Annotated in this window: 16 protein-coding genes; 2 read left to right on the top strand and 14 right to left on the bottom strand. The window is 69.1% G+C overall.

The window, feature by feature from the left end; translation table 11 throughout:
- Positions 1–4: 4 nt before the first annotated feature.
- Together JOD27_RS03490 and JOD27_RS03485 are read right to left on the bottom strand one after the other, a co-directional pair.
- A complete protein-coding gene (locus JOD27_RS03490; RefSeq protein ID WP_204760595.1) occupies positions 5–1,951 on the bottom strand; it encodes a phosphocholine-specific phospholipase C in 1,947 nt (648 codons plus the stop codon).
- Between the two features lie 92 nt (positions 1,952–2,043).
- Positions 2,044–3,369 carry a S8 family peptidase gene (locus JOD27_RS03485; RefSeq protein WP_204760594.1) on the bottom strand — a complete coding sequence of 442 codons (1,326 nt, stop codon included), beginning with the start codon at positions 3,367–3,369 and terminating at the stop codon, positions 2,044–2,046.
- Between the two features lie 132 nt (positions 3,370–3,501).
- On the opposite strand from JOD27_RS03485, the gene JOD27_RS03480 reads away from it, so the two are divergent.
- A complete protein-coding gene (locus JOD27_RS03480; RefSeq protein WP_204760593.1) occupies positions 3,502–4,245 on the top strand; it encodes a calcium-binding protein in 744 nt (247 codons plus the stop codon).
- A gap of 51 nt (positions 4,246–4,296) precedes the next feature.
- Positions 4,297–6,816, top strand: a complete 2,520-nt coding sequence (locus JOD27_RS03475; protein WP_204760592.1) for an ATP-binding protein — start codon at positions 4,297–4,299, stop codon at positions 6,814–6,816.
- Positions 6,817–7,018: 202 nt separating this feature from the next.
- On the opposite strand, the gene metK is transcribed toward JOD27_RS03475, so the two are convergent.
- The 12 genes from metK to pyrR form a co-directional block, all read right to left on the bottom strand.
- Complete coding sequence (gene metK, locus JOD27_RS03470; protein WP_204760591.1) at positions 7,019–8,245, bottom strand: methionine adenosyltransferase; 1,227 nt, start codon at positions 8,243–8,245, stop codon at positions 7,019–7,021.
- 26 nt (positions 8,246–8,271) lie between these two features.
- The gene (coaBC, locus tag JOD27_RS03465; RefSeq protein WP_307829857.1) at positions 8,272–9,525 is read right to left on the bottom strand and encodes a bifunctional phosphopantothenoylcysteine decarboxylase/phosphopantothenate--cysteine ligase CoaBC; all 1,254 of its coding nucleotides are present in this window, start codon (positions 9,523–9,525) and stop codon (positions 8,272–8,274) included.
- Positions 9,522–9,800: a DNA-directed RNA polymerase subunit omega gene (gene rpoZ / locus JOD27_RS03460; protein WP_045313812.1), complete on the bottom strand. Its 279-nt coding sequence runs from the start codon at positions 9,798–9,800 to the stop codon at positions 9,522–9,524. The genes coaBC and rpoZ overlap by 4 nt, the downstream gene beginning before the upstream one ends.
- A gap of 2 nt (positions 9,801–9,802) precedes the next feature.
- Complete coding sequence (gene gmk, locus JOD27_RS03455; protein WP_204760590.1) at positions 9,803–10,399, bottom strand: guanylate kinase; 597 nt, start codon at positions 10,397–10,399, stop codon at positions 9,803–9,805.
- A complete protein-coding gene (mihF, locus tag JOD27_RS03450) occupies positions 10,396–10,713 on the bottom strand; it encodes an integration host factor, actinobacterial type (RefSeq protein ID WP_030471603.1) in 318 nt (105 codons plus the stop codon). The genes gmk and mihF overlap by 4 nt, the downstream gene beginning before the upstream one ends.
- Before the next feature lie 295 nt (positions 10,714–11,008).
- On the bottom strand, positions 11,009–11,827 hold the full coding sequence (gene pyrF, locus JOD27_RS03445) for an orotidine-5'-phosphate decarboxylase (protein ID WP_204761152.1): 819 nt from the start codon (positions 11,825–11,827) through the stop codon (positions 11,009–11,011).
- 5 nt (positions 11,828–11,832) lie between these two features.
- Positions 11,833–15,135: a carbamoyl-phosphate synthase large subunit gene (gene carB / locus JOD27_RS03440; RefSeq protein ID WP_204760589.1), complete on the bottom strand. Its 3,303-nt coding sequence runs from the start codon at positions 15,133–15,135 to the stop codon at positions 11,833–11,835.
- Positions 15,135–16,277 carry a glutamine-hydrolyzing carbamoyl-phosphate synthase small subunit gene (carA, locus tag JOD27_RS03435; RefSeq protein WP_204760588.1) on the bottom strand — a complete coding sequence of 381 codons (1,143 nt, stop codon included), beginning with the start codon at positions 16,275–16,277 and terminating at the stop codon, positions 15,135–15,137. Before carA ends, carB begins: the two co-directional genes overlap by 1 nt.
- Positions 16,244–16,732 carry a PH-like domain-containing protein gene (locus tag JOD27_RS03430; RefSeq protein ID WP_204760587.1) on the bottom strand — a complete coding sequence of 163 codons (489 nt, stop codon included), beginning with the start codon at positions 16,730–16,732 and terminating at the stop codon, positions 16,244–16,246. The genes carA and JOD27_RS03430 overlap by 34 nt, the downstream gene beginning before the upstream one ends.
- The gene (locus JOD27_RS03425; RefSeq protein ID WP_204760586.1) at positions 16,729–18,009 is read right to left on the bottom strand and encodes a dihydroorotase; all 1,281 of its coding nucleotides are present in this window, start codon (positions 18,007–18,009) and stop codon (positions 16,729–16,731) included. Before JOD27_RS03425 ends, JOD27_RS03430 begins: the two co-directional genes overlap by 4 nt.
- The gene (locus tag JOD27_RS03420) at positions 18,006–18,938 is read right to left on the bottom strand and encodes an aspartate carbamoyltransferase catalytic subunit (RefSeq protein ID WP_204760585.1); all 933 of its coding nucleotides are present in this window, start codon (positions 18,936–18,938) and stop codon (positions 18,006–18,008) included. Before JOD27_RS03420 ends, JOD27_RS03425 begins: the two co-directional genes overlap by 4 nt.
- Complete coding sequence (pyrR, locus tag JOD27_RS03415) at positions 18,935–19,507, bottom strand: bifunctional pyr operon transcriptional regulator/uracil phosphoribosyltransferase PyrR (protein WP_204760584.1); 573 nt, start codon at positions 19,505–19,507, stop codon at positions 18,935–18,937. Before pyrR ends, JOD27_RS03420 begins: the two co-directional genes overlap by 4 nt.
- Between the last annotated feature and the right edge of the window lie 69 nt (positions 19,508–19,576).

Here is a 19,576-nt window from a genome sequence, read left to right as displayed (position 1 = left end):
AACGTTAACCGGAGATCGACTCCCGGCCGTTCTCGATGTGACCACACAAACGGCGGCGGAACCGTGGCTCCTCCGCCACCGTCACAGTGAGGTCGTACCAACCGGAGTTCATCACGGTCAGCCACGGGATCACGTGCCGATGGCCCGGTCTCACGACGTACCACCGCCGCCCCAGCACGAACGTCAACGGCGACGATCCGGAGTTCTCGAACGTCAACGTCAGCACACGGCTGTAGCCGCGCACCGACGACGACACTCGCGCACGGTCGGAGGCAGAGCCGGAGAACTCGCGGCGGAAACCGTTGGGGCCCAGCAGGACCAGGTCGTGATCACCCGTGACCTCCACGGAAGCCGACGACGCGACGTCGAAGTGCTGCGGCACCGGGAACTGGCCCGAGTAGGGATACAGCGCGAAGTGCACGGAAGCAGACCCGGAGTTCGTCATCTCCAGCGAATCCCCGCACAACGACGCGTCAGGCTGGTACGGCAGAGCGCGCGCACGTCGTCGTCCGGGCTCCTGTTCGGGCATCTTCTGCGACGACGGCGGCGCGGGACGCCAGCGCGGCGTGGCGGGCGGCACGGGCGCGGGCTCGCCGACCTCGGGCCATGCACGGCGATGCTCGAAGTCGAACGTCGAGGTCAGGTCGCCCGACACGGTCCGGCGCCACGCGGAGATCTCCTCCGACCGCACCCCGGTCCACTTCTCCAGGAACTGCGTCATCGACGTGTGGTCGAACACCTGCGAACACACGTACCCGCCGACGGACCACGGCGAGACGACGGTCATCGGCACGCGCGCACCCAACCCCAACGGCCGGTCGCCCACGTACTCGTCAACGACGGACAACGGCGGGCGCGGCGGCGGCACGTGGTCGTAGAAGCCGTCGTTCTCGTCGTAGGTGATGAACAGGACCGTGGACTCCCACACGTCCTGATGAGACGCCAACGCGTCCAGGACCTGATACGTGATCGACGCGGAAGCAGCGGGCGATGACGCACCGGGATGCTCGGAGTCCACAGAGGACGGGACCAGGTACGACACGGCGGGAAGCCGGCCGGCGGCGACGTCAGAACGGAACGCCTCCCCCAGCCCACCGGGTCTGACCCGATGCAATCCCCTGTCGTACAAGGACCTCTCGGCGGGAGAAAGCCGCGAAAGATCGATCGCGCCGATCAACGCCGGATCCCCGGTCCCGTACAGCTTGTCCAGCGACTTGAACCCCGGCGGCAGCACCTTGCGCGCGATCTCCTTGAACCGCGCGAAGAACTCCAGGTTGTTGTCCTGGAAGTTGTCCCACTCCTGGTACACCCGCCACGACTTCCCCGCCGCCTCCAGGCGTTCCGGGTAGGTCTTCCACGTGTACCCGGCGTGGTTGTCCTCGTTGTAGGCCGCGTTCCCGGTCGCGCGCGAACCGGAAGGCTCGAAACCGGTGTACCCGGACACCCAGTAGTTGCGGTTCGGTGACGTGGAGGACGGCACCGAGCAGTGGTAGGCGTCGCACAGCGTGAAGGTGTCGGCAAGCTCGTAGTGGAACGGGAGGTCCTGCCGCGTGTAGAACGCCATCGTCGCCGCGGTCTTCGCGGGCACCCAGTTGTCGTTCCAGCCGCCGCGCAACGCCGCGTGCCCGCCGTTCCAGCTGTGGTCGAGGTCGCCGATGTACTGGATGTCCCGCCCTGACGCGGCTTCACGCACCGGGAACGGCAGCACCCCCGACTGGTTGAACACACCCCTCAACGCGTTGCGGTCGGAGAACCCGCGCACACCGCGGAGCGTTCCGTAGTAGTGGTCGAACGACCGGTTCTCCTGCATCAACAGCACGACGTGCTTGATCGCGCGCAACCCTCCCGCACGGGGTTCATTGGCCAATGCGGCGTACACCGACGGTGGCAGCAACGTGCCCGCGCCAGCAGCAGCGACCGCAGCCATGAACCCACGACGAGAGAACGACATGGAACGAGTTTCTAGTCTCATTAGGTGTCCCGAAACCGACCCACGTATGAACAAAGGCCCCGGATGACCGGGGCCTCGTTCACACCTCACAGTCAGGGCGCGGCGATAGCGGCCGCCACACTGCCCTGGGCGTCGAGCAGTCCCTTGCCGCACTGAGCGGCAGGCGGCAGCACCATTGCCTTCAGGTGCAACAGCACCTGCGCGGGCGTCAGCAACGGCTTGCCGTGTTGCACCCGCGCGTGCTGCATCAGCGCCACGACACCGGCGACGTGCGGAGTCGCCATGCTGGTGCCCTGGTAGAACTGGTAGATCGATCCGGCGGGCACCGTGACGCCGTTGTTCAGCGTCGACAACACGCCGTTCGCGGCCACCGGCGACGTCTCGCCGCCCGGCGCGCAGATCTCGACCGACGCACCGAAGTTGGAGTACCACGCGCGGTTGGCCTGGCGGTCGGTGGCACCCGTGGTGATCACTCCCGCGCAGTTGGCCGGGGTGGTGCCGGAGGCGTTGGCCGCGTCGTTACCCGCGGCGACGACGACGGTCGCCCCGTGGACATTGCGCGCGGTGTTGATCGCGTTCTGCAACGTCGCCGGGCAGACCGCCGACGGGCCGCCGAGCGACAGGTTCAGCACCTTGGCCGGGTTCGGGTTCGCCGGAACGCCCGGCACCGCGCCACCGGCCGCCCACACGATGCCCGCCGCGATGTCGGCCAGCGTGCCGCCGCACGTGCCGAGGACGCGCACCGGCACGACCTTGGCCAACGGCGCGACGCCTGTGCCACCGGTCAGGTTGTTGCGCAACGCGGCCACGGTGCCCGCGACGTGCAGGCCGTGCCAGCTCGACGGCCGCGCCGGGGAGCCGGGACCGCACTGCCCTGCCAGCCGCCAGTCGCCCTGGTCGGTCGGGTTGGCGTCCCGGCCGTTGCCGTCCTTGGCGAAGACCGCGTTGCTGATGAAGTCGTAGCCACCGATGTAGTTGGCGGACAGGTCGGGGTGCGCGGTGCGGCCGGTGTCGATCACCGCGACCCGCACGCCCGCGCCGGACGGTCCCTGGTCCCAGGCGGGCGACAACCCGATGCCGCCGGGCGACTCCCAGTAGTGCCACTGCTGCGGCCACAGCGGGTCGTTCGGTACTGCGGTGGCCTCCAGCACGATGTTCGGCTCGGCGTACTCGACGTCACCGCGCGCCATCAGCACCCGGATCGACTCCGCGGCGTCGCGCGAGGCGAGCACCTCGGCTCCGTCCGTGGCGTCCGCGACGGCCCGCGTCCGCGACTTCTCCAGCGCGTCGGATCTCGACGCACCGTCCCGGAACTTGACGATGATCTCCTGCTCGGGCTCTTCCTGCGCCGCCGCGGTCAGCGGTACCACCGCCAGCGCCATCACGGCGCCGAGCAGCGCTGCCATGCCGGTTCTCATGGTCTCCCCTTTCCCAACTGCACTGACGGCGAGAAGGAGAAACCGGCGCGGTTGTGGCCCGGATGCGGCCGCCACAACAGATCCACAACAGCACCCGCGTAGTCACGTGCACATCATCGAAGAGGGGGAACCATGCTTCAGCTCGTCGTCGCAGCCGCACTCGTCGCGTCCGCCACCACCGCCGCACCGGAACCCGCCACGGTCGCGCGGGTCGAGGCCGGCAGGCTCGTCATCACCGGGGCGCCCGCGCGCGCCAGCCAGCTCCACGTCTCCGGCACCACCATCAGCGATGCCGGCACGATGCGGGCGGGCACCGGGTGCACGCGCCTGTCGGCCTCGCGCGTCCAGTGCGCGCAGGTCCAGAAGATCGTCATCTACCTGGGCGACCGCGACGACACGGTGTTCTACGACAGCGCCGTGCCCAGCGAGCAGCACGGCGGCGACGGCGACGACTCGCTGCACGGCGGCTCCGGTCCGGACGTCCTGATGGGCGGCGAGGGCGACGACACCATCACCGGCGGTCCCAGCGCCGACAAGCTCTACGGCGGCAACGGCGACGACGTGCTGGACGAGTCACCTGCCGACGGCGGCGGCAACTTCCTGCAGGGCGGCTACGGCAACGACAAGATCGACGGCGTGAAGCCCAACATGCGCGACAGCGCGGACTTCAGCGACCACGCCGAGGGCATGGTGATCGACCTCGCGGCGGGTACGGCGTCCAGGCCGGGAGAGATCGACGAGATCCTGAACGTCCAGGACGTGTTCGGCACCGCGGGCGACGACACGTTGTCCGGCAACGCCTGGCCCAACCGGATGTTCGGGCTCGGCGGCACCGACACGTGCACGGAGGGTCCCGGCGACGTGTGCGTCCAGTGACGAACCCCGTTGCGATGTATTCAGGGTCCTCGCTGAGGACTCCGCTGGTGCGTGGACCCATTCGACGTCCGCCTGCTCGGCCCCCTCGAAGTCACCGGGCCGGGCGGCGTGCTGCGCCTCGCCGGTACGCGCCAGCGTTCCCTCCTGGCGCTGCTGGCGTTGCGCGCGGCATCGGTGCTCCCCGCAACCCGCCTGATCGACGCGTTGTGGGGCACCGAGCCACCTCCGACGGCGCTGCGAACGCTCCACAGCCACATCGCGCGCGTGCGTGGCGCACTGTCCGCCATCGGTCTCGTGGACGTTCTGGTCACCACAAGTGCGGGCTATGCCTTGCGCACCGACCCATCGCACGTGGACGTGACGCGCTTCGAGCGCGCGCCCTCGCCCCGTGCGGCACTCGCCTTGTGGCGCGGCGATCCACTGGCCGACTGCCACGTCTTCGAGTGGGCGTCCGCGGAGATCACCCGGTTGCACGAGGCACGGCTCGCGGCTGAGGAAGCGCTGGCGCAGCAAGAGATCAGCCGCGGCGACTACGGAACGGCACAGCTGGAACGGCTCGTGGTGAGCCATCCGCTCCGTGAACGTTTCTGGGAGCTGCTCGCCGAGGCACAACTACGTGGCGGCCGACGCGCCGACGCGTTGAGCACGGTCCGTCGCGCCCGCACGGTGCTCGTCGACGAGCTCGGTGTCGATCCCGGGCCGGGACTGCGCACGATCGAGGCCGAGGCGCTGGCGTGCCCGCCGGCCGGCTCCGGCACGAGCCTCGTCGGACGGCAGCGCGAGACGCAGGACGTCGTGAGATTACTCGAAAAGACGCGTCTCGTGACGCTCACCGGCCCGGCGGGCTGCGGCAAGTCGCGCCTGGCCCAGCACGTCTCACCATCGTCCACAGTGGTCGATCTGACGTCCGCGACCTGCGTCGGCGACGCGGTCGCCGCGGCGTTCGGCATCACCACCCGAGAGCTCGGCACGCTCGGAAACACCTTGCTGGTGCTGGACAACTGCGAACACCTCAGAGCGAAGTGCGCGGCGTTCACCGAAAGAAACCCGAAGTTGCGAGTACTCGCCACGAGTCGCGAACCGCTCAACGTCCCCGGCGAGGCGATCTACGCGGTTCCGCCGCTCGCCGTGCCAGATCCGGACGTCCCGCGCTCGTTGACCGAACTGGCCGCCTACGACGCCGTCAGGCTGTTCCTGGACCGCGCCGCCCACCACTACACCGACGCGGACGCCCCTGCGATCGCCCAGCTGTGCGCCGCGCTCGACGGCCTGCCGCTGGCACTGGAACTCGCCGCCGCCCGCACCTCCGTCCTCACGCCGGCCCAGATCGTGCGCCGGTTGCGCGACCGGTTCGGCCTGCTCGGGCCGTTGCGCGCCGCGATCGCGTGGAGCCACGACCTGCTGACGTCCTCGGAACGCACGCTGTTCGCCGATCTCGCCGTGTGCGCGGGCGGTTTCCCCGCCGACCTGGTCGAGGCGCTGACGGGCACGCTCGACGCGCTGACCGGCCTGGTCGCCAAATCCCTCGTGCGGGTGTCCCGGGCAGCCGGCGAAACCCGTTTCTCCATGCTGGAAACCGTCCACGCGTTCGCCCTCGAACAGCCCTCCGAGGCACACGCCCGCGCCGCCGATTTCTTCCTGCACCTGGCCGAACGCGCGGAAGCAGACCCGACGGGCACGCTGCTCGACGAGTTGCGGATCGAGCACGCCAACCTCCAGCGCACCATGGACTGGTTCACGAAGAACGGCGATACCGGCAAAGTGCTGCGCCTGGCCGTCGCGCTGAACCGCTACTGGCACCGCACCGGCAACTACCGCGAGGGCCGCCAGTGGCTGAGGATCGCACTCAGAGGCTCAGGACCGTTGCGCGGCAAGGCTTTGGCTTCCGCAGCAGCGCTGGCGTTGCTCGAATGCGACTACAGCGAGGCGGTCCGGCACGCCCGTGACGGCCTGGAAGCCGATCCGTCGCTGGCCGGACGGCTGCACCGGCTGTTGGGTTCGGTCGCACGGGAGCGCGGCTTCTACGAAACGGCGTTGCACCACTATCAGGAGGCAGCACGCGCATCGAACCCGGTGAACGCCGCCTACGCGCGACAACTCGCGGGAGCCACGTCCTGGCTCTCCGGTGATCTCGCCGTCGCGGAGGCCGATCTTCAGGCATCACTGAAGTCACTGCGAGGTCTGGGTGATCGACGTGGTGCCACGTCGTCGCTCGCCTACCTGGGCGCGGTGGCGTGGTACCGGGGCGAGACGGCCAGAGCCAGGACACTGCTGGACGAAGCGCTGGACACGTTCGGCGAACTGGAGTTCAAGGAGGGCATCGCCTGGGCGCTCAACCTGCTCGGCGTCGTCGAGCACGGCACCGGCAACCCCGCTGCCGCGCGCTCGTTGCTGGAACGCAGCCTCATCCTGCACCGCGAACTCGGCGACCGCTGGCGGGAGGCGAGCGTGCTGGAGGCGCTGGCGGACGTTACGCGGAACCCGTCGCTGCGCACGCAGGCGGCGGCGATCCGCACCGAGATCGGGGCGCCGATCCCAGTCGTGGAACGCGACATGGCTCGCTCTGGTTAGCGTTCGGGCAACGCTCTGTTGCGACTCTTCAGTCCGTAGGCACCACACGGGCAAGGGAGGACAACCACGAAACTCCGCATTGCCGCCGCAGCGGACGAGTCCCGCCGGAATTCCAGACTCACTGCGGAGACCGCGAAGCAGCCGGAGATACGCGAAACGGCCCGCCTCCCGGTGAGGAAGCGGGCCGTTCGAGCGGTGCTGATCAGGCGCCGGCGGCAGCGCGCAGGGCGTCGGCGCGGTCGGTCGACTCCCAGGGCAGGTCGACGTCGGTGCGGCCGAAGTGGCCGTACGCGGCGGTCGGGGCGTAGATCGGGCGGAGCAGGTCGAGGTCGCGGATGATCGCGGCCGGGCGGAGGTCGAAGACCTCGGTGATGGCCTGCTGGATCTTCTGCGGGTCGACCGTCTCGGTGCCGAAGGTCTCGACGAACAGACCGACCGGCGCGGCCTTGCCGATCGCGTAGGCGACCTGGACCTCGACGCGGGTGGCGAGGCCTGCCGCGACGGTGTTCTTGGCGACCCAGCGCATCGCGTACGCGGCGGAGCGGTCAACCTTCGACGGGTCCTTGCCGGAGAACGCGCCGCCACCGTGACGGGCCATGCCTCCGTAGGTGTCGACGATGATCTTGCGGCCGGTCAGGCCAGCGTCACCCATCGGGCCACCGATGACGAAGCGGCCGGTCGGGTTCGTCAGCAGCCGGACGTTGGTGGTGTCCAGCGTCAGCTCGGCGAGCTCGGGCTCCACGACGTGCTGGCGCAGGTCGACGCCGAGGAGCTTCTCGAGGTCGATGCCGTCGGCGTGCTGGGTGGAGATGACGACCGTGTCGAGCCGGACGGGCTGGTCGCCCGCGTACTCGATGGTGACCTGCGTCTTGCCGTCCGGACGCAGGTACGGCACGGTGCCGTCCTTGCGGACCGCGCTCAGGCGGCGCGACAGCCGGTGCGCGAGCGCGATCGGCAGCGGCATCAGCTCGGGCGTGTCGGTGCACGCGTACCCGAACATCAGGCCCTGGTCGCCCGCACCCTGCTTGTCGATCTCGTCCGCCGCACCCTCGACGCGGTTCTCGAACGCCGTGTCGACACCCTGCGCGATGTCCGGCGACTGCGCGCCGATGGCGACGTTCACGCCGCACGAGTGGCCGTCGAAGCCCTTCGCGGACGAGTCGTAGCCGATCTCCAGGATCTTCTCGCGCACGATCGTGGGGATGTCGGCGTAGGCCTCCGTGGTGACCTCACCCGCGACATGGACCTGCCCCGTGGTGACCAGCGTCTCCACCGCGACGCGGGAGCGCGGGTCCTTCGCCAGCAGCGCGTCGAGGATCGAGTCGCTGATCGCGTCGCAGATCTTGTCGGGGTGTCCCTCGGTCACCGACTCACTGGTGAACAGCCTGCTGCTGTGCTGGCTCACGGACACTCCTTGTTCGCTGGACATGACGTCGGTGAAAGCTTAGGTAGAGCTTATTGAGAATCAGTCGAACGGGCGGTAACCGCGTCCCACACCACGGACGCCAGTTGCGCTTTCGAGCCGTGCGGTATAGGGGTCTCGGCGCCGTCGGCGGACAGCAGCCAACCGGCGTTGTCCTCCTGCTCGAACGCCTTGCCGTCGCCGACCGCGTTGACGACCAGGAGATCGCAGCCCTTGCGGCGCAGCTTCGCCCGCCCGTAGTCGAGCACCGAGGTCGTCTCGTCGCCCGTCTCCGCGGCGAACCCGACGATCACCTGACCCTCCCGACGTGCGGAAACGAGCTCCGCGAGGATGTCGGGGTTCTTCGTCAGCGTGATCGGGTCGGGGTCGGCGGACGTCTTCTTGATCTTGTGCCCGGCGAGCGCGACGGGCCGGAAATCGGCCACCGCGGCGGCCATCACGACCACGTCCGCGTCGGCCGCGACCTTGTGCATGACCTCCCGCAGCTCGACCGCCGAGCCGACCCGGACCAGGTCGACTCCGGCGGGCGTCGAGAGGTCCGCCGTGTTGCCCGCGACCAGCGTCACCCTGGCACCGCGCTGCGCCGCGACCCTGGCGAGGGCATAGCCCTGCTTGCCGGACGAGCGGTTCCCGAGGAAGCGCACCGGATCGAGGGGTTCGCGCGTACCGCCGGCGGAGATCGCGACGTGCACGCCCTCCAGTGTCCGCCGCAGAGCGTCCCCGCGCACCAGCAGCAGCCGGGCGAGTTCGACGATCTCGGCGGGGTCCGGCAGGCGACCCTTGCCGGTGTCCTTGCCGGTCAGACGGCCGCTCGCCGGTTCGGCGACGATCACACCGCGCGACCGCAGCAGCTGCACGTTGTGCTGGGTGGCCGGGTGCTCCCACATCTCGGTGTGCATCGCGGGGACCAGCAGGACCGGGCAGCGCGCGGTCAGCAGGGTGTTCGTCAGCAGGTCGTCGGCGAGGCCGTGGGCGGCCTTCGCGATGATGTTCGCCGTGGCCGGCGCGACCACCACGAGGTCGGCGTTCTGCCCGAGCTTGACGTGCGGCACCTCGTGCACGTCGTCGAACGGGTCGGCGGTCACGACCTGGCCGGACAGCGCCTCGAACGTGGCGGCTCCCACGAACTTGAGCGCGCCCTCGGTGGGGATGACCCGAACGGAGTGACCGGACTCGGTCAGGCGGCGCAGGACCTCACAGGCCTTGTACGCGGCGATGCCCCCGCCAACACCCAGGATGATCCTGGGCTTGGAGGGGGCATCAGCGTCAGAGGACGCGGAGCTCACTCGCCCTCGGTGTGCTCGAGGAGACCCGCGTGGATCTCGCGAAGAGCGATCGAGAGGGGCTTCTCACGCGGGCCCGGCTCGACGAGCGGGCCGACGTACTCGAGCAGGCCCTCGCCGAGCTGCGCGTAGTAGTCGTTGATCTGGCGGGCACGCTTCGCGGCGTAGATCACCAACGCGTACTTCGAGCTCACCTGCTCCAGCAGGTCGTCGATCGGCGGGTTGGTGATGCCCTCCGGAGAACCGGTCAGGTGACCGAGCTCGGTGTGGGTGATCACTCTCAAACTCCTGAGATTCGTGGTCCGACCATCAAGGATAGCAAGTCGGCGGCCGCCGACTTCACGTCGGCGTTCACGACGACCTCGTCGAACTCTTTTTCGGCTGCGAGTTCCTCACGGGCGATGGCGAGCCTGTGCTCGACGACCGCCGGGTCCTCGGTGCCACGGCCGGTCAGCCTGCCGACCAGATGCTCCCAGGACGGGGGCATCAGCATCACCAGCTGGGCGTCCGGCATGGCCACGCGGACCTGCCGCGCCCCCTGCAGTTCGATCTCCAGCAGGGCGGGCCTGCCTGCGGCCAGTGCTTCCTCGACCGGTTTGCGGGGAGTTCCGTAGCAGTTGCCGGCGAACTCGGCGTGTTCGAGGAACTCGCCTGCGTCGATCATCTGCTGGAACTTCTCTCGGTCGACGAAGTGGTAGTGCACCCCGTCGACCTCCCCCGGCCTCGGCTTCCTGGTGGTCGCCGAGACGGAGAAGTACACATCGGGTTGCTGCTTGCGCAGCTCCGCCAGGACGCTCGACTTGCCTACGCCCGACGGCCCGGACAGGACGGTGAGACGGGAGCGGACAGAGCCCGCTCCCGTCCCGGTGTCACTCACTCTCCGCTGAACTCGGAGAGCAGGGCCTTGCGCTGGCGGTCACCCAGACCGCGCAGGCGGCGGCTCGGAGCGATCTCGAGGCGCTCCATGATCTGCTGCGCGCGCACCTTGCCGACGCCCGGCAGGGCCTCGAGCAGCGCGGACACCTTCATCTTGCCCAGGACCTCGTCGCTCTCGGCGGCCTTGAGCACGTCCGTCAGGGTCGTGCCGCCGCGCTTGAGGCGCTCCTTGAGCTCAGCCCGAGCGCGACGAGCGGCAGCAGCCTTCTCCAGCGCTGCGGCTCGCTGCTCCTCGGTAAGCTGGGGAAGAGCCACGATTTCCTCCGTGGTGTGGATTCTTTTCGGATCGGTGCCGCGACCGTACCGACCGCAATTGCCTGGGGACAACGTGACCCAGTCAGGTAAATCTTCAGCGGCCATGAGTGATGCGGCGGGTGGTAGTAGTACCAACACCCTCCGACGGCCTGATCACCGCCACCGGCGACTCGTCCCACACGCTAGGTGTGCTATGAGGCCGGTGACCAGCGGGGCAGCCGGTGGGCTGGACCCTACCAACACATGTTTCCCCAGGTGAGCGCGCCACACTCAAAAGTTGTGGCGCGCCCGCCCCTCAGAGGCTCTCCTGAACCCTCCGCACGGCGCTGACCAGCGACGATACGTCCGGGCCATGCTTGAGAACATCTCGTGAAGAAGTCGGAAGAACGTTGCGCATGTCGGGCCCGAAGAGCCGTTTTAGATCAGCCACCGAGCCGCCCTGGGCCCCGAAACCGGGCGCGAGGATCGGGCCGTTGAACCCCGCGAGGTCCACATCCGTTTCCCCGATCGTGGCACCCACGACGAGTCCAACATCGCCGCACGGGGAAATGCCGGAATTCCGAGCCGCGGCGAAATCGATGATCGTCTGGGCCACGGTTCGCCCGTCCGGAGCAACCGACCGCTGGACCTCGGCACCCTCCGGGTTGGACGTGAGCGCCAGCACGAACACCCCGCGGCCGGTCGCCCGCGCCGTGTCCAGCGCGGGCTGCAGCGAGCCGAAGCCGAGGAAGGGAGACAGCGTCACGGCGTCACCGGCGAGCGGCGAGCCGTCACCCAGGTACGCCTCGGCGTACGCGGCCATCGTGGAGCCGATGTCGCCGCGCTTGGCGTCCACCAGCACCAACGTGCCGGAGTCGCGCAGCTCGGCGATCACCCGTTCGAGCACGGCGACCCCACGCGACCCGTAGGTCTCGAAGAACGCCGCCTGGGGCTTCACCATCGCGACCTTGCCGCCGAACGCCTCCACGGCCGTCAGAGCGAACCGTTCGAGGCCCTCCGCGGTGTGGGAGAGGCCCCAGGCGTCCAGCAGCGACGGATGCGGGTCGATCCCGACGCACAGCGGTCCGTGCGCCTCAACGGCTTTCGCGAGCTTCTGCCCAAAATGATCTGGCACGAAGATCACGCGCCCTCCCTCAGAGCCGCTTGGAGCGCCTGCAGCGGCTGCACCCCGATGTCACCCCGGATGAGCGCCTCGATGCCGTGCACGGCCGCGGCAGCGCCCTGGATCGTGGTGACGCACGGGATGTCCTTCGCCACAGCGGCGGTGCGGATCTCGTAGCCGTCCACACGCGGCCCGCTGTTGCCGTACGGCGTGTTGAAGATCATGTCGATCTCGCCGGCCAGGATCATGTCGACGACGTTGCCGTCGCCCTCGAAGTGCTTGCGCACCTCGGTGCAGTCGATCCCGTTGCGCTTGAGCACCTCCGCGGTGCCGGAGGTGGCGAGGATCTGGAAGCCCAGGTCGGCCAGTCGCTTCACCGGGAAGATCATCGCGCGCTTGTCGCGGTTCGCGAACGAGACGAAGACCTTGCCCGACGTCGGCAGCGACCCGTAGGAGGCCGTCTGCGACTTGGCGAACGCCTTGCCGAACGACGAGTCGATGCCCATGACCTCGCCGGTGGACTTCATCTCCGGGCCCAGCAGCGAGTCGACGCCGTGGCCCTCGGGCGTGCGGAAGCGGTGGAACTGCATGACGGCTTCCTTGACCGCGACCGGGGCGTGCTCGGGCAGCCGGGCACCGTCGCCGGTGGCCGGCAGCACACCCTCCTCGCGCAGCTCCGCGATCGTGGCACCGAGCATGACCCGTGAGGCCGCCTTGGCCATCGAGACCGCGGTCGCCTTGGACACGAACGGCACCGTGCGCGACGCACGCGGGTTCGCCTCCAGGACGTACAGCACGTCGTCCTTGAGCGCGTACTGGACGTTCAGGAGCCCCTTCACGCCGATGCCGCGCGCGATGGCCTCGGTGGACCTCCGCACGTTCTCGATGTCCGACGCGCCGAGCGTGATCGGCGGCAGCGCGCACGACGAGTCGCCGGAGTGCACACCGGCTTCCTCGATGTGCTCCATCACACCGCCGATGAACACCTCGTCGCCGTCGCACAGCGCGTCGACGTCGATCTCGATGGCGTCGTCGAGGAAGCGGTCGACGAGCACCGGGTGCTCGGGCGTCACCTCGGTCGCGCGGGCGATGTAGCCCGACAGCGACTCCTCGTCGTACACGATCTCCATGCCGCGGCCGCCGAGCACGTAGGACGGTCGCACGAGGACCGGGTAGCCGATCTCGTCCGCGATCTCCTTCGCCTCGTCGAACGACGTGGCCGTGCCGAACTTCGGCGCGGGCAGACCGGCGTCGGTCAGCACCTTGCCGAACTGGCCGCGGTCCTCGGCGAGGTGGATCGCCTCGGGCGTCGTGCCCACGACGGGCACACCGGCGTCGGCCAGGCGCTGCGCCAGGCCCAGCGGCGTCTGGCCGCCGAGCTGGACGATCACGCCCGCGACGTCACCGGAGCGCTGCTCGGAGTGCACGACCTCGAGGACGTCCTCGAACGTCAGCGGCTCGAAGTAGAGGCGGTCGGACGTGTCGTAGTCGGTCGACACGGTCTCCGGGTTGCAGTTGACCATGACGGTCTCGTACCCGGCCTCCCGCAGCGCCATGGCGGCGTGCACGCACGAGTAGTCGAACTCGATTCCCTGCCCGATGCGGTTGGGCCCGGAGCCCAGGATCAGCACCTTCGGCTTCTCCCGCTGCTCGGCCACCTCCGACTCGGCCTGAGGGTCGAGCTCGTACGCGGAGTAGTGGTACGGCGTCTCGGACTTGAACTCCGCCGCGCACGTGTCGACCGTCTTGTAGACCGGCCGCACGCCCAGACGGTGCCGCAGGGCGCGCACGCCGTCCTCACCGGCGAGCTCCGGCCGCAGCACGGAGATCTGCCGGTCGGAGAGACCAGCGCGCTTCGCCTTGCGCAGCAACGGCTCGTCGAGCACGGGAGCCTCGAGAAGCTCCGTGCGCAACTGACCGAGCCAGGCGATCTGCTCGATGAACCACGGGTCGATCCCCGACGCCTTGTGAACGTCCTCGATGGACGCACCGAGCCGGAGGGCGCGTTCGACCGTGTACAGGCGGCCGTCGTGACCGCGATTCAGTTGTGCCAGGACGGATTCGAGCGTAGTGCCCTCGGGGTCGGGCTGAGTCCAGAAACCGACCGATTTCGTTTCCAGCGAACGCAGCGCCTTGCCCAGCGCCTCGACGAAGTTGCGACCGATCGACATGGCCTCGCCGACCGACTTCATCGTCGTCGTCAACGTGGGGTCCGCACCGGGGAACTTCTCGAACGCGAACCGCGGCGCCTTCACGACCACGTAGTCGAGCGTCGGCTCGAACGACGCCGGGGTCTCCCCCGTGATGTCGTTGGTGATCTCGTCGAGCGTGTAGCCGATGGCGAGCTTCGCGGCGATCTTGGCGATCGGGAAGCCGGTCGCCTTCGAAGCCAGCGCCGACGACCGCGACACGCGCGGGTTCATCTCGATGACGACCATGCGGCCGTTCTCGGGGTGGATGGCGAACTGGATGTTGCAGCCACCGGTGTCGACGCCGACCTCGCGGATGACCTGGATGCCGACGTCGCGCATGTGCTGGTACTCGCGGTCGGTCAGCGTCATCGCGGGCGCGACCGTCACCGAGTCGCCCGTGTGCACGCCCATCGGGTCGATGTTCTCGATCGAGCAGATGACGACCACGTTGTCGTTGCGGTCGCGCATGAGCTCGAGCTCGTACTCCTTCCACCCGAGCACGCTCTCCTCGATGAGCACCTCGGTGACCGGGGACTCCTCCAGGCCGATGGCCGCGAGGCGCTCCAGCTCCTCCTCGGTGTGCGCCATGCCGGAACCGAGGCCGCCCATGGTGAACGACGGCCTGATCACCACCGGCAGGCCCAGCTCCGCGACGGTCTTGCGCACCTCGTCCATCGTGTTGCAGACGGCCGAGCGCGGGACCTCGGCGCCGATCTTGCGCACCAGGTCCTTGAAGATCTGCCGGTCCTCGCCGCGCTGGATCGCGTCGACGTTCGCGCCGATCAGCTCGACGTTGTACTTCTCCAGCACCCCGCGCTCGTGCAGCGCGATGGCGGTGTTGAGCGCGGTCTGACCGCCCAGCGTGGCCAGGATCGCGTCGGGACGTTCCTGCGCGATGACCTTCTCCACGAACTCGGCCGTGATCGGCTCGATGTAGGTGGCGTCGGCGAACTCGGGGTCGGTCATGATCGTCGCCGGGTTGGAGTTGACCAGGCTGACCCTGATCCCCTCCTCCCGCAGCACCCGGCACGCCTGGGTGCCGGAGTAGTCGAACTCGCATGCCTGACCGATGACGATCGGCCCGGAGCCGATGACCAGAACGTGCTTGAGATCAGTCCTCTTCGGCATCAGCGGGCATCCTTCATCAGCGTCACGAACTCGTCGAACAGGGGCGCGGCGTCGTGCGGACCCGCCGCGGCCTCGGGGTGGTACTGCACGGAGAACGCCGGCGCGTCGAGCAGCCGGACGCCCTCGACGGTGCCGTCGTTGGGGCAGTAGTGCGACAGCACGGCGCGGCCGAACTCGGAGGAGAACTCCTCGCCGGGCGTGCCCTCCAGCGCGAACCCGTGGTTCTGCGCGGTGATGGCGACCTTGCCGGTGGCCACGTCGATCACCGGGATGTTGATGCCGCGGTGGCCGTAGCGCATCTTGTACGTCCCGCGGCCGACCGCGCGGCCGAGGATCTGGTTGCCGAAGCAGATGCCGAACAGCGGCAGCTTGCGGCCCAGCGCCTCCTTCGTCAGCGCGATCGCGTGGTCCTGCGTCGCCGGGTCACCAGGGCCGTTCGAGAGGAACAACCCGTCCGGGCTGACCGCGAGGATGTCCTCGAACGTGCTGGTCAACGGCAGGACGTGCACCTCGATGCCGCGCGCCGCCATCATCCGCGGGGTGTTCGACTTGATGCCCAGGTCGAGCGCGGCGACGGTGTACTTCCTCTCGCCGATGGCCTCGACCACGTAGGGCTGGGAAGTGGTCACGTCGACCGCGAGGTTCGCGCCGATCATCTGCGCGGAGGCCTTGACCTGCTCGACCATCGACGCGTCGTCGGTCAGCTCCGAGCCGGAGAAGACACCGGCGCGCATCGCGCCCTGCTCACGGATGTGACGGGTCAGCGTGCGGGTGTCGAGACCCGCGATGCCGACGACGCCCTGCTTCGCGAGCTCCTCGTCCAGGCCCCGCTTGGACCGCCAGTTCGACGGCGTGCGCGCGGGGTCGCGGACCACGTACCCGGCGACCCAGATCTTCGACGACTCGTCGTCCTCGTCGTTCCAGCCGGTGTTGCCGATCTGCGGCGCGGTCTGCACCACGATCTGGCGGTGGTAGGACGGGTCGGTCAGGGTCTCCTGATAGCCGGTCATGGCCGTGGAGAACACGACCTCGCCGAGTGTGCGGCCGGTCGCTCCGTACGCCTCACCGCGGAAGACACGTCCGTCTTCCAGCACCAATGCCGCGTTCGTCACGCCTTGCCTCCCACGAGTGCCTGTACCCATTCCTCATAAACCGCTTTGTCGTCACCGCGGAACCCGGTGTCGAACAGGTGGCCCTGGTTCTCCCACTGGACCACCAGCAATCCCTCTTCGCTGAACATGACCTTCCCGGCGAGGCCGCGGTCGGTCCGTGCGTCCCGGATGGACTCCGCCGGGATGAAGATCGGCGACGCGCCGACGCGGTCGATCGCGACGCCCTCCGGCACGAGGCTCAGCGTGGCCTCCGCGCGGTGGCCGATGTCGCCGACCTGGATGCGGTCCTGCCAGTTGCCCGCGTTGGTCGTTCCGATGTAGACGCCCGTGGTCTCGAGCTTCGGCTCACCGAGCGTCGCGGGCGTGGCCGGGAACGCGGGCAGACCGGCCTGCTTGGCCTGACGCCGCTTCCAGCCGTGCCACATGCCGTAGACGCACAGCGCGAAGAACAGGAAGACCACCAGGACGAGCAGCACGCGGGTCATTCGGCAATCCTTCCCGCCATCGCGGTCACGCGCCCACGCAAGATGGTCGCCGTCACCGCGCCGGGCAGTTCCATGCCCTCGAACGGGGTGTTGCCCGCGATGCTCGCGAGCTCCGCGCCGTTCACGGTCCACGTCGCGTCCGGGTCGACCAGCACGAGGTTCGCGGGCTCGCCGACGGAGATCGGACGACCCTGGTCGGTCAGTCCGGCGATCTCGGCGGGCTTCTCGCTCATCACCCGAGCGACGCCGCGCCAGTCCAGCAGCCCGGTCTTCACCATCGTCTCGACGACGATGCCGAGCGCGGTCTGCAGTCCGAGCATGCCCGGCCTGGCCGCCGACCACTCGCAGTCCTTGTCCTGGACGGCGTGCGGGGCGTGGTCCGTGGCGACGCAGTCGATGGTGCCGTCGGCGAGCGCCTCGCGCAGCGCGTCGACGTCGGCCTGCGTGCGCAGCGGCGGGTTGACCTTGTTGACCGGGTCGTAGGTGGCGAGCCGGTCGTCGGTCAGGATCAGGTGGTGCGGGGTGACCTCGGCGGACACCTTCGTGCCGCGCGCCTTGGCCCACTTCAGGACGTCGGCCGTGCCGGTGGTGCTGACGTGGCAGACGTGCAGCTTCGCGCCGACCTGCTGGGCGAGGATGCAGTCGCGGGCGACGATCGACTCCTCGGCCGCCGCGGGCCAGCCCTGCAGGCCCAGGCGGGAGGCGTTCTCGCCCTCGTGCGCCTGGGCGCCGATGGTGAGGCGCGGTTCCTCGGCGTGCTGGGCGATCACGGCACCCAGTGCCTTCGAGTACTCCAGGGCGCGGCGCATGATCAACGGGTCGTGCACGCAGTGGCCGTCGTCGGAGAACACCCGCACGTTGGCCTTGGAGTTCGCCATCGTGCCGAGCTCGGCGAGCTTCTCCCCCTTGAGGCCGACGGTGACGGCGCCGACCGGGTGGACGTCGACGAGGCCGACCTCCTGGCCGCGGCGGGCGACGTGCTCGACGATCACCGCGTTGTCGGCGACCGGGTCGGTGTTGGCCATCGCGAAAACGGCGGTGTAGCCACCGAGCGCGGCGGCCCTGGAGCCGGTCTCGATGGTCTCGGTGTCTTCACGACCGGGTTCACGCAGGTGGGTGTGCAGATCAACGAATCCGGGCAGCAGGACCGCTCCGTTGCCCTCGATGACTTCGGCGTTTTCGTCCGCACCTTCTGCGATCACGCCGTCGCGGATCAGCAGATCGATCGGTTCCCCCTCGCCGTAGGGCCTAACTCCCTTGAGCAGCAAGGGTTTCACGCGTTTTCCTCCTCGTGGGCGAGCAAGTGGTACAGCACGGCCATGCGCACGTGGACACCGTTGCGGACCTGTTCGGTGATCGCGGCCTGCGGGCTGTCGGCGACGACGGAGGCGATCTCCATGCCGCGCAGCATCGGGCCGGGGTGCAGCACGACGGCGTGCTCTGGCAGCAGCTTCAGGCGGCGTTCGTTGAGGCCGTAGGCGATCGAGTACTCGCGCGAGCTCGGGAAGAACCCGCCGGTCATGCGCTCGGCCTGGACTCGCAGCATCATCACGGCGTCCTGCGACGCGAGCTCGGCGTCGATGGAGTGCGAGACCGCGACCGGCCACTTCTCCACGCCCGTCGGCAACAGCGTCGGTGGGGCGACCAACGTGACCTCGGCACCGAGTGCCGTCAGCAGGTGCACGTTCGACCGCGCCACGCGGCTGTGCAGGACGTCGCCGACGATCGCGACGCGGCGGCCGTCGAGGCTGCCGAGCCGGTCGCGCAACGTGGCGGCGTCGAGCAGCGCCTGCGTCGGGTGCTCGTGCATGCCGTCGCCCGCGTTCACCACGGACGTGTTGGTGTGCTTGAGCCAGCCCGCGAGGCGGTGGGCCGCACCGGACGCCGGGTGCCGCACGATCACGCAGTCCGCGCCCGCGGCCTGCAGGGTCAGCGCGGTGTCGCGCAGCGACTCGCCCTTGCTGACGCTCGAGCCGGAGCTGCTGACGTTGATCACGTCCGCGGACATCCACTTGCCCGCGATCTCGAACGAGACGCGGGTCCGGGTGCTGTTCTCGTAGAACATCGTGATCACGGTGCGGCCGCGCAACGTCGGCAGCTTGCGGACCTCGCGGCCGAGCAGCGCCTGCTTCAGCCGGTCGGCGGTGTCGAGGATCGCGGTGGCCTGGTCGCGGTCGAGACCGTCGGTGGAGAGCAGGTGCTTCACTTCAGCACCACTCCGTCGCGGCCGTCGAACTCGTCGAGCATCACGACGACGTCCTCGGTCTTGGACGTGGGCAGGTTCTTGCCGACGTAGTCGGCGCGGATCGGCAGCTCCCGGTGCCCGCGGTCGACCAGCACGGCGAGCTGGACAGCGCGGGGACGGCCGTGGTCGCGCAGGGCGTCGAGCGCGGCGCGGATGGTGCGGCCGGAGAACAGGACGTCGTCCACGAGCACGACGAGCTTGTCGTCGATGCCGCCCTCGGGCAGCTTCGTCGTCTCCAGCGGCCTCGTCGGGCCTCTGCGCAGGTCGTCGCGGTAGAGCGTGATGTCCAGAGTGCCTTCGTGCACCTGCCTGCCGGAAAATTCGGCGATCTTAGCGGCCAGACGGCGCGCGAGAGGGGCTCCCCGGCTGGGAATACCCATCAAGACGACGTCGGGTGCGCTCGGTGCATCGAGAGCGGTCTTCTCGATGATCTGATGGGCCATTCGGGCGACGGTGCGCGCGACATCACCAGCCGACAGGATCTCGCGATCCCCGGCCGGATCCGTCGCGCCACGTTGACGTGACGCCACGGCTGGACCTCCTTCCCCGCCTCACTGGACGGGTCCTTAAAGGACGTCGGACACCCGGTTACAGCCGGG

It is taken from the genome of Lentzea nigeriaca, assembly GCF_016907955.1.
In the GTDB taxonomy this organism is placed as follows: domain Bacteria; phylum Actinomycetota; class Actinomycetes; order Mycobacteriales; family Pseudonocardiaceae; genus Lentzea; species Lentzea nigeriaca.
Note: the sequence above shows the minus strand (reverse complement) of the source record. Positions and strands in the feature narration are given on the sequence as shown.

Coding starts and splice junctions, on each gene's coding strand:
- JOD27_RS03490 (WP_204760595.1), bottom strand. CDS start 1,951: ATGTCGTTCTCTCGTCGTGGGTTCATGGCTGCGGTCGCTGCTGCTGGC.
- JOD27_RS03485 (WP_204760594.1), bottom strand. CDS start 3,369: ATGAGAACCGGCATGGCAGCGCTGCTCGGCGCCGTGATGGCGCTGGCG.
- JOD27_RS03480 (WP_204760593.1), top strand. CDS start 3,502: ATGCTTCAGCTCGTCGTCGCAGCCGCACTCGTCGCGTCCGCCACCACC.
- metK (WP_204760591.1), bottom strand. CDS start 8,245: ATGTCCAGCGAACAAGGAGTGTCCGTGAGCCAGCACAGCAGCAGGCTG.
- carB (WP_204760589.1), bottom strand. CDS start 15,135: ATGCCGAAGAGGACTGATCTCAAGCACGTTCTGGTCATCGGCTCCGGG.
- carA (WP_204760588.1), bottom strand. CDS start 16,277: ATGGGTACAGGCACTCGTGGGAGGCAAGGCGTGACGAACGCGGCATTG.
- JOD27_RS03430 (WP_204760587.1), bottom strand. CDS start 16,732: ATGACCCGCGTGCTGCTCGTCCTGGTGGTCTTCCTGTTCTTCGCGCTG.